This is a genomic window from Neptunitalea chrysea, assembly GCF_027924145.1.
In the GTDB taxonomy this organism is placed as follows: Bacteria; Bacteroidota; Bacteroidia; order Flavobacteriales; family Flavobacteriaceae; genus Neptunitalea; species Neptunitalea chrysea.
In genome coordinates, this window is sequence record NZ_BRVP01000002.1 from 76,879 (window position 1) to 89,388 (window position 12,510).

5 protein-coding genes are annotated in these 12,510 nt (G+C 35.7%); 1 reads left to right on the forward strand and 4 read right to left on the reverse strand.

Annotated features, from left to right (window positions below):
- Positions 1-15 precede the first annotated feature (15 nt).
- The 4 genes from NBRC110019_RS01460 to NBRC110019_RS01475 all read right to left on the reverse strand — a co-directional run bounded on the left by NBRC110019_RS01460 (position 16) and on the right by NBRC110019_RS01475 (position 9,474).
- Positions 16-2,142 (reverse strand): hypothetical protein, encoded by a 2,127-nt coding sequence (locus NBRC110019_RS01460; protein ID WP_281751594.1) that lies wholly within the window; start codon positions 2,140-2,142, stop codon positions 16-18.
- Positions 2,142-5,771 carry a DUF4450 domain-containing protein gene (locus tag NBRC110019_RS01465; RefSeq protein WP_281751596.1) on the reverse strand — a complete coding sequence of 1,210 codons (3,630 nt, stop codon included), beginning with the start codon at positions 5,769-5,771 and terminating at the stop codon, positions 2,142-2,144. Before NBRC110019_RS01465 ends, NBRC110019_RS01460 begins: the two co-directional genes overlap by 1 nt.
- A gap of 28 nt (positions 5,772-5,799) precedes the next feature.
- Positions 5,800-7,227 carry a purine-cytosine permease family protein gene (locus tag NBRC110019_RS01470; protein ID WP_281751598.1) on the reverse strand — a complete coding sequence of 476 codons (1,428 nt, stop codon included), beginning with the start codon at positions 7,225-7,227 and terminating at the stop codon, positions 5,800-5,802.
- Between the two features lie 150 nt (positions 7,228-7,377).
- Positions 7,378-9,474, reverse strand: a complete 2,097-nt coding sequence (locus NBRC110019_RS01475; RefSeq protein ID WP_281751601.1) for a bifunctional aldolase/short-chain dehydrogenase — start codon at positions 9,472-9,474, stop codon at positions 7,378-7,380.
- Between the two features lie 293 nt (positions 9,475-9,767).
- On the opposite strand from NBRC110019_RS01475, the gene NBRC110019_RS01480 reads away from it, so the two are divergent.
- Entirely contained in the window at positions 9,768-12,488 is a 2,721-nt protein-coding gene (locus tag NBRC110019_RS01480) for a glycosyl hydrolase (protein WP_281751603.1), read from the forward strand.
- Positions 12,489-12,510 lie beyond the last annotated feature (22 nt).

Below are 12,510 nucleotides of genomic sequence, written 5' to 3' on the forward strand. Positions count from 1 at the left end.
GATTAATTTTAATTATTAAAACATAGGTTGTAATCCCTCCCATTTTATTACCCAGCTACCATCTTTGGGAAATCCAGGATTTTTTTCAGTACAGCCGTCCCAACCGGCACACATCATAGCAACGGCTGTTAGTAATCCTCCATTTCCGGGTAAATATATAGGCAAACGGTCTTCCTGATAATTATGTCCGTTGGCTAAATAGGTATTGGTTTGAACATTCATAAAGAGTGCATCAACAGCTTTATCAGGTTTCCCTAATCGAGCAGCTGTCATGGCAGTCATTGGGAAATCCCATCCCCAAGTGTCTTCCCAAGTCCAAGTATCCCAAATGAGATTAAAGGTGTTGTTCATAATGTTTTTATCTAAGAGAGGTGTTTCTGGTAGCATCCCAAAGGTTCCTAAAACTGAAGGATGATCGGTCTTATACTCAGGGTTGGTATAGGAATCGGTCGCGTTTTCAGTTGCTAAATAAACGTTATCTTGTATGGGTAATTTGGAAAGCTTAGAAAGTACTTCTTGCCATTTTTTGGGAGTTTCTATGCCCAATCTTTTTTTCCATTCTATAGCGGTAGTTAAAGCCCAATTCCAATAAGCCAGCTCATAGGTTGGATTATAGGTATCCATAGCTTTAAATCGTTCTTGCGCTGGTATTACACCCGGACCTAGTTCATATCTGTCCTTTGACGAATTATAATGAGCAAATGATACCATAAAATCGGCAGTAGCAAATACTTCTTTTTGGTAGCGCAATAAAGTTTCTTTTGAAGGTTCTGCCTTATACATTAATTCTGCAAATGTTATAAAATGAGGTTGTTGCCAAATCAAGAAAGAACCTATAGATGACGGACTTTCATTTCCGTAAGGGCCTGTCATTTTTTGCCATCTAACCCCTTCAAACCCTTGTCTTTGAGCTCTTTTTTTAGCTTTGTTAGTTACTTGTTGGTACCATGGTAAACTTCTTTCTAACAATTCAGGTCGTCCCCAAAGCGCAAAATGTACACCATGCCACCAGTGCATTTCCAAATGTTCTTTACCATACCAACTATTAAAGGTTAAACCGGTTTCTTGTGGTGGAATGGTACCAGAACATTGTAATTTGGTTAAATATAGAGAAAGAATAATTCGGCGTTCCAATTCATGGGCTCTAGGATCGGTGCTTCCTGTAAAATCTATAGCAGCTCCAGATTTCCAAAAAGATTCCCAACCATCTTTACTACTGGTTGTTATATCTTTAAACGTTGCTATGGTATCATTTTTTTGTGAGTTAAAATTACAAGTGAAAGAAAAGTTTCTTTTTGTATTGGGTTGCAATTGAAAATAATTGTTTCCTTTATTCACCATAGTAGCTTGTGTATCCCACGCTAAAGTAATTGCATAGCGTAATGAATCTAATTGTCTATTGATGGTAGCGGTATTGTTTTTTTCGGTTACCGTTGCGATATAGGAACTGTTTTTTTTCGTAAAAGTTCCAAAATCTGACCATCCGGCAGTAGGATGGGGGATATGTACAAAGAACTTTAGTTGCTTAGTGTCTAATAGTTTTGATTCTACTTTAAAACCAAGCATGTCTTTTTCTTGATGGCATGCTGTATACACAGTTACGGGAACACCTTCTAAGGTAAATTCACTTTTAATGACTCCTGTCCAAAGATTTAGTTCTTGATTGATTTGTGATATATCAGAAATGGTAGCTTTTGAACCATCTTTCTTATAAAGTTCCATGCCTACATTTCCTAATTGGATGCGATGCGGATTGGCTCTAAAATATTCAATAGCTCCTTTACGGCGTGCGTCTTTCGCAGATTGAACAGAATAGGTAATATCTCTACCGTATTGTTGATATTCCATTAAAGTTTCCTCATACGTATAATTCTCGGTATTCGGATGTGTATCCCAACCCCATTCCGATTCAGTTCCCAGAGGGACACCCTCCTTATAATAAAGAGGAAACGATTGCATTCCAGTAACATCTGTTGTATAAGCAAATGCACCGTTACCAACAGATAAAGAACCTAGTGTATCAACAGTGGTAAGTAGCACATTGTGTCTGGTTACCAGAGCCTTTCGGTTGATCTTCTGCTGTGCATAAGAACAGAAAGAAATACAGGTTAATAGTATGAAGTAGATAGATTTTTTTATCATTATTTCGTTCGTTTTAAGGTTAAACTCATTAATCCTATAACAACATCATTGACTACTGATTTTATAGTGAAATGATCTAATGTTTTATTTGGATGTAATGGTATATCTAATAGGATTCCAGCTCCACCATCAATACCGTATTTGGTAAACCCATGAATATCTCTATAATTAGAAAATGTATCGGTTATATTTCCGGTTTTAAAGTAAACCCTTTTCGGTTTTGGGGCGTTGGTTGTAAAAGCATATCCATCTATAAAATAATCTTGTTCAATAGGCCACCAGTTCTCAGGATTTTTTAAAGCAAGACTGTCGTTGGTTCCATCGGTGTATGCAATTTCAATGATACCATTTGTCATGCGTGTTTGCATGGGATTGGTAGATCCTGCAAGTATAAAATAAGCATGGGAAGCTTTTCCGCTAAGCTGAATTTCCACCGCATTAGGATATGTATCCCATTGGGAAGCAAAAACAATATCGTTGGTATTTTCACGTGTTTCAATTTTAAATGGGATACCTTGTGGACTCAAGATAATTCCATTAGTATTTGCACTCTTCTTTAATCCGGTTGGGTTTATATCTATATCATCAGCAATTGTAGGGTAACACCAATTTCCAACGCCTGTAGTAGGTAATTGAAGAGTGGGTGTGGTTGGGCGCGGACTAAAATATTGGTTTCTAAATATGTTTTGTACTTGTGCGTTATAGGTTTTCGAAAGATCAATAGTGTCAAAAAAGCCATCATCTTTGGTTGGGATATTCCAGTCCTGATAAAAAATAGGGATATTCTTTTGCGACTCAAATTGAAACGTAAATTGATTTCTACCTGTATGTAAAAACCCTTTTTCTATTGGTATGTTTACCGTTTCCTTTGGAGGGAGAAGAAGATATTTAGAGTCTAAGGAAATATTATTTATATTAATCTTAGCTTTTAGCTGTTGGTTGGTATTGTTAGTTGTTTCTAAGAAATACGTGTTATTATCTGCGATGAAATTACGTTCTATTTCCTCGCTAACTTTGAATGTAATAGGAATCCACCATGTTACTTGGTTTTGTTTAACCTTTACAAAGAATAGCGCATCTCCCGTTTTATCAGCAATTTTTCCAGATAATTCATGTTTGTTTAATGAATAGGAAAGCAACCACTGTTGCGGATCATACAACTCTAAGTAGGTAACTTCAGATTTAGAAATTTTAAAATTGGCATTACTAAATGTGTCGGTAAGTGTTATTTTTTCAAGTGGATTTCCTTTCCAATTAATAGTAATTTTATAAGTTGGAGCATATGAAGATTCAATACGTATTTTTGGTTGTCCAATTTTCTCCAAGACTTGATAAGAAACTTGTTCTCCATTAATAGTAACATTTTTAATAGCATCGTATCGAGCATCAACAGCAAATGAAAGTTTCATAGATTTGTCGAACTTTGGAGTAATCTCATAATAATCACTCCACGTAGCTTTCTCCATTTTTATTGAAATATCAGGAGTAGCAAGGGAAGCATAAGGCCATGTATTAGGAAACCCAGGTGTTATTGCAAGTATATTTTTTAAGGCATCAGGTTTTATACCAAAGAGTCCTTCTATCAATGTTCTTCCTGCAACCCCAATCGGGTCAGCAAAGTCACGATACAATTCTCCTCTCATAGCATCATAAAGGGATAGTTGTTCAAAACCTCCCGGAGATGCACTCATATACATGCTTTCTGTGAGTGCACTTTCCCAAAGCTTATAAGCAGTTTCAGTGTTGTTTCCTTGCCAGTAGGCTAAAGCCATATTCAGGTTTTCTGCCAATGCCACATTATTCACAGACCATGTATAAGGTTGCCAGTTAGATGTAGCTACCAAAAATAAATCAGTTGTAGAGAATCCTTCTGCATTTATTGGGATGTGCGGAATTGAGTTAGTCACATAGTTAAGCAATTGATAATTCTTAAAATCATTGGCAATACCTTCATCTATGGTATGATAAATAGTCCATATTCCTGGAGTATCATGTGATAACTGATTCCCTAGTATATCTTTGTATTCAGCATAGATCCCTTTTTCAGGTACCCATAGTTGTTGGTCTAAAGCTGTCTTAATTTTTAAGGCTTCCCGCTCATAATAAGATGGATTTTCATTTAAAATTTTTAAAAATTGAGCTGCCATTATATTAGCTCTATAATTGTATGCCGATGTGTACGTTACTTTTCCACCACTATATTGTAAGGCATCACTGGCCCAGATAGTAGCGTATGCATCATATAATCCATCATTATCGCTATCAAAATTTCGTTTTTCCCATGCTAGATGTCTTTTTAATGTAGGCCACATTTCTTTTAAAAAAATAGTATCTCCTGTCCATTTAACATGTGTTAATAATTGGTCAAAAAAGACCAGATTCATGTCATAATGATGTGCAACAGTATTATTATTAGGTCTTCGGCTAATATAACCTTCGGTAAATAGGGCGGTACCAATTTTTTCTACTTGTCGCGAAGAGTATCTAGTGGTATCGGGGATAATCGGACCTTCGTTAGGAGTAAGCACTTGAGAATTAGCATACCCCGTAAAATGCTTTTTGGCTCTATCATGCCAGCCTAGTACATCGGCAACATAAGCCCCTCTCCACGCATTTAAGTACATACGCCATGCTACTGCTCCATGCAAATAAGCGGGATCTTCCCAAATGGCATCTGCTGCAGTGGAAAGCGCTCCGCCTAAGGTATTTATATATTTATTAGGTGTATTGACGGTTACTTGGGAAGCTATAGTATTGGCGTGAGCTACTGATTTTTCAAAATCATCTTTAAGGGTAATTTGATTGTATGTTTCGGTGCTGTTTTCAATTTTCCAGAAGTATGTATTTTTTTGTATCTCTGGTGTTAGAATTCCAGTAATTATAGGAGCATTGGTCACTGTATTTTCCAATAAGTTACTAGGAGAAGAAAGATGTTTAGCTTCTTTAATATTTACTTTAGAATTGGGAAAACTTCCCGTAAGTACTTTGTTGTTTTGTGGATGTTTAGTACTCCACCCATAAGTAAGGGTAAAGCTGTTTTTATCAAATTTATACGTATTATTTTTACAATACTTTGGTTGCAAATAAAAAACAGATTCAGGATCGGCACCAATATCTCCATCTCTGTGAAATTTTTTACCTGTGGCACCTCCATATATCCATATCAATTTAAGATTATCGGGTAGATTCATAGTTTTTAGTTGAAGCAACATTCCTTCAGAATTATAAGATGCAACTACCTTAATATTTATTTCTCCATTATTTAGTAAACTATCTTTTATGGTATACGTCATATACCCCGGAGTATATAGGGTTTTAATACTGTCTACTTCTGTTAGCCATTTACTTTTATTACCTTTTATAATTCCAAGTTGAAAATTACCACCCATACCAGGCATGTATAAGGCAAATTCTGGGAGATCTCCGGTTTCCACTCGAAACCCTGTATTGGTTCCATACAGAGCACGATTAAATTTTTGATGCCCATTTTTTAATACAAAACTTTTACCCTCAGGAGTATAATGAAGTGCTCTTTGTTTGCCATGATATACAGAATCGTTTTGCCCCCAAATAAATTGACTACCTAAAATTAGGTAGCCAATACATAACATTTTTATAACAACACACATATCAATAATACTAGTTAGTAGAAAAGTTTTATAGGTTTTTTTTGTTGTGTTTAACTTGAACAATTTTGCTAAAAACAAGATATAAAACACCACATAATAACCATGCGGGTAAGGTTACAAAAGACAAGAACACATTAAACTGAATTGATATATAATAGAATATACCAAAGCTTAATATCCATGCCCAGAAAACAGCTTGATTAAATTTAGTACCCGACTTTTCAGCATAAAATGCTTGAATACCAAATTTTTTCCCGAAGAAATATTCAAATACTATAATAGCACCCACGGGCGCTAAAATGAATCCGTATAGTGAAACAAATCCTAATAATTTCATTGCAAACGCAGGGAATAGCCCGGCAATAGTAGCCACGGTTCCTGCTATAATAGTTACCCAAAAGGTAGAAACCTTTGGAATGATTGCCTGAAAGGCTAGTCCGGCTCTATAGATTGTTGGATTTGCAGTTGTCCACCCGGCTAATATAACGGCAATAATACCAAAAACACCAATAGCATTGTAAGCTAAAGGTCCTGGTGCTACGGTAGGGGCTTCTCCATTGGCAAGCATGCCTTGAGCTTCTGGAGATTTTAGGTATACTGCATATAGTAAAGCAGCAGCAATCCATGCAATATAATGCCCTATATAAATACCGGCTGCGGTTGTCCAGCCAGCTCTTGGCTTTTTAGCAAAACGGAATACAGTTAGATCTGACATACCAATGTGCATAGCTGCATTGGCAAACCAAGACCATAAAAATACATGCCAAAAAGTATATTTTATTTGCCCGGGAAAAGGTTCAGATCCATTTCCCCAAATATTCCAAAAATCAGAGAAGGAGCTTACGTTTAATTTTGTAAGTGATACAACACCACAAGCAATAAAGGCTAGTACAATAACAGGAGACATCCAGTTGGCAGCTTTGGCAACCATACTATACCCTTTAGCCGCAATGATTGAAATAACAACTCCTAAAGCTAATACAATAATTACCCAAGTAGCACTGTTAGGGTAGGTATCTGTTAATTTAGGCATCTCCATATTAAAAGGAATACCCACTGCTGTAGCAGATACCGTAACCATAGCACCTGCTAAAAAACAGAATAAAATACCATTGGCTAAATTGTATAACGTAACCAATTTTCTCCCACAAATTTTTTCTAAATGATAGTATAAAGTGTATCTAAATTTGGTTCCAATTTCTGCCGTTAGAAATCGCCAGCTGAGTACTGCCATCAGGTTTCCTAATAAGAGTCCTATTATTAAGTCAAAAGCACTAACTCCGGTAGTTAAAAATAAAGGGCCAATGACAAATTCGGTACCTGCGGCATGCTCTCCTGCATACATACCCAAAAAGCTTTTCCAGTCCTTTAGGTGGGAGGCCGGAACTTGTTCTCTTTCAAATTCTCCAGATACTTCTGCTGTAATTATTTCTTCTTCCAGAGGGGTTTGACTCATATTTGATAACATTATTTAGTTGGATTTAAATTTGGAATTAATGAAAACGTTTTCGTGTCATTAATTTTGATATATAATTAGTAGTAATAATATTCCTAAAATAAATAAAAACTGGTAGATATGGTAATATACTCTACCAGTTTTTATAATTTATCTTACAAATGCATTTGCCATTCCCCCGTCTACATTAATGGTATTGCCTGTACTTTTATTAAGTATAGCTACACAAACGTAGACTCCATTAGCAATATCCTCAGGTAAAATAATTTCATTTAATAAGTTTCTTTTAGCGTAATGAGCTGGTAGGTCCTTTACATCAATCCCATATGCTTCTGCTCTTCCTTTAGCCCAAGCACCTTCCCAAATTTTACTACCTACAATTACCCCATCTGGGTTTACTGTGTTTACTCTAATATGGTCTTTTCCAAGTTCAGCAGCCATGAGTCTACTCATATGTTGTTGAGCAGCTTTAGCGGTACCATATGCAATATTATTAGGTCCTGCAACGAGTCCGTTTTTACTTGCAATGTTAACAATATCCCCCCCCATTTTTTGTTTTCTCATAATTTCGATACCTTTTTGCGCTAGCATAAACTGACCTTTTACCAGAACATTTTGTAAAATATCCCAGTCATTATCCGTAGTATCTTCCAAAGGCTTCGAAATTGCGAGTCCTGCGGAGTGTACAATAATATCAACTCCCCCAAATGTGAGACATGCTTTTTTAAAAGCGGATTCAATATGATCTTTAGAAGTAACATCACATACGACTGCTGTAGCATCATCCTTTTGATATGATTTTAATGCTTTTTGTATGCTTTGTTCACTAATATCAGTAATGATTACATTTGCTCCTTGTTCAATAAATTTATCGGCAATAGCTTTACCAATTCCTCCTGTTGCCCCTGTAACCAGCGCGACTTTTCTAGATAAAGGTTTTTCAGCAGGCATACGCTGTAGTTTGGCTTCTTCTAATAGCCAATATTCAATATCAAATGCTTCCTGTCTAGGAAGTGCAGTATACTCAGAAATAGCCTCTGCACCTCTCATAACATTAATGGCATTTATATAGAACTCACTTGCCACTCTTGCTGTTTGTTTGTTTTTCGCAAATGCAAACATCCCTACACCTGGATATATAATAATAACAGGATTAGGGTCTCTTATAGCAGGACTATTGTCATGTTTACAATTTTCATAATAATCTGCATACTCTTGTCTGTATTTTTCAAAAGCTGGATTTAGTTTCTCTAAAACGGCTTTTGAATCCGCTATTTTTTCATCTTTAGAAAGATTAAGAATGAGTGGTTTAATTTTAGTACGCAGGAAATGATCTGGACAAGAGGTACCCATTGGAGCGAGTTTCTCCAAATCGTTACTGTTAATATATTGTAATACGGTATCACTATCTGTAAAGTGACCAATCATGGCCTTTTCAGAAGAAGCGAGACCTCTAAGTAGTGGCATAATTTCTGCTGCTTTTTCACATCTATTTTCTTTGGGTAATGCTTGTATTTTTTGTCCCCCAAAAACGCGTCCGTTTTGTTTAATTTTTTGATTGATATATTCCGACGCCATTTCAATGACTTCAAGACTATTCATATAGCATTGGTAAGAGGTGTCTCCCCATGTAAATAAGCCGTGGCTTCCTAAAACAATTCCTCTAATATCGGGATTCTCCTTGAGGCATTTTTCAAGTTGTAGTCCTAAATCAAATCCTGGACGTTGCCAAGGCACCCATCCCATTGAATCCCCCCATATTTCTTTTGTAATTTGCTTACTGTCTTTAGCTGCAGCAATAGCAATCAGTGCATCTGGATGTAAATGATCAATATGTTTAAATGGTAATAGTCCGTGTAGTGGCGTATCAATAGAAGGTGCTTTACTGTCTAAATCGTAAATACAATGATTGAATAGGCCTACCATACGGTCTTCATCTTGAATCCCTTTATATACGTTTTTGAGATTTCTAAGCCGTTCAGTATAAAGACCTGCAATACCTTTTCTGTTCAGGGTACCAATATCTCCCCCTGAACCTTTGACCCACATTACTTCCACATCTTTATTAGTTAGGGGATCTTTTTCGATGGTTTTACAACTTGTGTTTCCTCCGCCATAGTTAGTAATTCTTAAGTCGGCCCCAAGGATGTTAGACCTATATAGAAACAGAGCCACTTGATCATCTGCCATCGATGCTGCTTTTTGTTCATCCCACAGATAATCTACATATTGAAACGTTTTTTCCATTTTTACGAAGCTTGATATTTATAAATTTTGATATTTAAAAGTATAACTAACCATAAGGTTTGGTATCCTGTGCTGTACTGTTTTCATAAGAAAGTCTTATTTTTAAATGAAATTTTTTAGTAGGAAAATCTCTTATTTATCTTATTTTATAAGAATTACGCTTAATGAATAAAAAAAATAGAATTATAGATTTGTAAAATTTGACTCAGGATAGAACAGGATAGGTCCGTTTTTATATTGATTTACTTTAGTTTTCAACGAAAACGTTGTTGTTCGTTTAAATAAGTTTAATTATGATTAAAAAGAATAGAGGAGGATTTACAATAATTTGTTCACTCCTTTTATTATTTAGTGCATTAGGGAATGCTCAACAGCATTCAGAAACAGTAAAGCCATGGGCACGTTGGTGGTGGATGGGAAATGCTGTAGATTCTACTGGAATTAAATACAATTTAATAGCCTTACAAAAAGCTGGTATTGGTGGTGTAGAGATAACCCCAATATATGGTGTAAAAGGCGAAGAATCAAACTATTTAAAATTTCTATCAAAAGAATATTTACAAATAGTATCATATACATTAGAGGTTGCCGATAGTTTAGACATGCGGGTAGATATGACCCTTGGAACCGGATGGCCTTATGGAGGATCGCAGGTTACCACAAAAGATGCCGCTACTAAACTAATTGTACAGACTTATACTGTAAATAAAGGAGAACGATTTAAAGACACCATAACCGTTATGAATCCTAAAGAAAAAAAGGGAGCAAGCTTATCATATGTATTGGCATTTGATAAAAACGGGAAGTATCAGGATATAACCAATCAATTAGAGGAAAACCATATGATTAATTGGAAGGCCAGAAAATCAGATGCTACCATTTATGCAGTGTTTACAGGTAAAACCGGGCAAAAAGTTAAAAGAGCAGCACCTGGGGGAGAAGGATATACTTTAGATCATTATAGTACTAAAGCATTCAGGCATTATGTACAACCTTTTGATACGGCGTTTTCAAAATTAAATGGAAAATTAAGAGCTGTTTTTAATGATAGCTATGAGGTCTATGGAACCGATTTTACACCTGATTTTTTTACTGAATTTGAACAGCGAAGAGGCTATGATATAAAACCTTTTTTGCCTCATTTACTAGATACTACCTCTACAGAAATAGGAAATAGAATTAAGTCAGATTACAGAGAAACAATTTCAGATTTACTTAAAGATTTTGATAGTACCTGGACGTTATGGGCACATAATCATGATTTAATAACAAGATTGCAAGCACATGGCTCTCCTGGGAATTTAATTGACTATTATGCAGCAGCAGATATTCCTGAGTGTGAAACATTTGGTTCTATGCCTTTTGATATTAAAGGTTTAAGAAGAGATGCTGAAAATATAAGACAAGGAGATGCCGATCTTGTAATGCTTAAGTTCTCTTCTTCGGCGGCACATATTTCAGGGAAGAATTTAGTAAGCTCTGAAACCTTTACGTGGTTGAGAGAGCATTTTAAAACGGCTCTTTCTCAGTGTAAACCAGAGGTAGAGGAGTTGTTTTTGAATGGCATAAATCATACTTTTTTACATGGGAGTACCTATTCTCCTGAACGAGCAAAATGGCCTGGTTGGAAGTTTTATGCTTCTGTTAATTTCAATTACAATAATACTATTTGGGAAGATGCTCCTTCACTGTTTTCTTATATAAAGAATTGTCAGGAATTTTTACAGGAGGGAACGGCAGTTAGAGAAACGTTACTGTATTGGCCAATCTATGATATTTGGCAACAACCTTTGAAAGCCGATTTAATGGTGCAATTTCCAATTCATAGTTTAAAAGATTGGCTTTATGGAACTGATTTTTATGATACGGCTACTTCATTAATAGAGAGGGGTTACAGTACAGATTTTATTTCAGATAGTTTTATACAGCAAGCAAAGGTGAAGAATGGAAAAGTAATGGTGCCGGGTGGAGCCTATGATTGTATTATAATTCCGGAGTGTACTTATATGCCATTAAATACGCTTGAGCATTTATTAAATTTAAAGAGAGAAGGGGCACATATCATTTTTAAAGGGATTCCAGAGGGAGTGCCGGGCTATTTAAATTATAAACAACAAAATGAGGAGTTTTTGAATTTAATTAAGAAAATGAAAATTCACACTTCTGAAGATTTGTATAATGCATTAGATATTATAGGTATACACAATGAGAGTCTGATAGCTACCGGATTGAAATATGTGAGTAGAATAGATAAAGACGGAAACAAAATCTATTTTCTAGTGAATCATACAGATCATAAAATAGATACCTATTTATCATTGGATATAGCAGGGAGTGTTATTCAGTTAATAGATCCTCTTACTGGCAGAAATGGTAAAGCTAAAGTTTGGAGTAAAGACGGACATAATAAAGTACGGGTGTCTCTACCGTCTGGAGAAACTGTTTTTGTTGCATCAACAAAGGAAGATATTTCTAGCTGGAACTATTTTGATTCCGTTGAAGATGGATTGGCTTACGATCTAGAAACAAGCTGGCTACTTGATTTTGTGAAAGGTGGACCAACATTACCTTCTAATGCTACAATAGATACCCTTGCTTCTTGGACTATATTAAATGCTGAAGCAGAAGCCTTTTCGGGTACTGTTAGCTATACTGCCACATTTGATAAGCCTGCTGAAGGTATTTCATGGATGTTAGATTTAGGTGATGTTAGAGAAAGTGCAAAGGTTTGGATTAATGGTAGGTACCTAGGTTGTGCATGGGCAAACCCTTATAAGATATACATAGGGGCGCTTAAAGAAAAAGGAAATACCATTAAAATAGATGTAACTAATTTACCCGCTAATCGCTTACGAGCTTTAGAAAAAAGTGGAGAGGAATGGAAAATATTTCATGAGATTAATATGGTGACCAAAGACTATAAAAAGTTTGACGCTACGGTTTGGCAACCTACACCTTCCGGTTTATTAGGCCCTGTAAAATTGATTCCTTTAAAAGTGGAAATAACAAAGTAAAATATCAATTTAAATAAATTAA

Excerpts from the sequence above, each read along its gene's own strand:
- NBRC110019_RS01460 (WP_281751594.1), bottom strand. The coding sequence starts at position 2,142 with ATGATAAAAAAATCTATCTACTTCATACTATTAACCTGTATTTCTTTC.
- NBRC110019_RS01465 (WP_281751596.1), bottom strand. The coding sequence starts at position 5,771 with ATGTGTGTTGTTATAAAAATGTTATGTATTGGCTACCTAATTTTAGGT.
- NBRC110019_RS01470 (WP_281751598.1), bottom strand. The coding sequence starts at position 7,227 with ATGAGTCAAACCCCTCTGGAAGAAGAAATAATTACAGCAGAAGTATCT.
- NBRC110019_RS01475 (WP_281751601.1), bottom strand. The coding sequence starts at position 9,474 with ATGGAAAAAACGTTTCAATATGTAGATTATCTGTGGGATGAACAAAAA.
- NBRC110019_RS01480 (WP_281751603.1), top strand. The coding sequence starts at position 9,768 with ATGATTAAAAAGAATAGAGGAGGATTTACAATAATTTGTTCACTCCTT.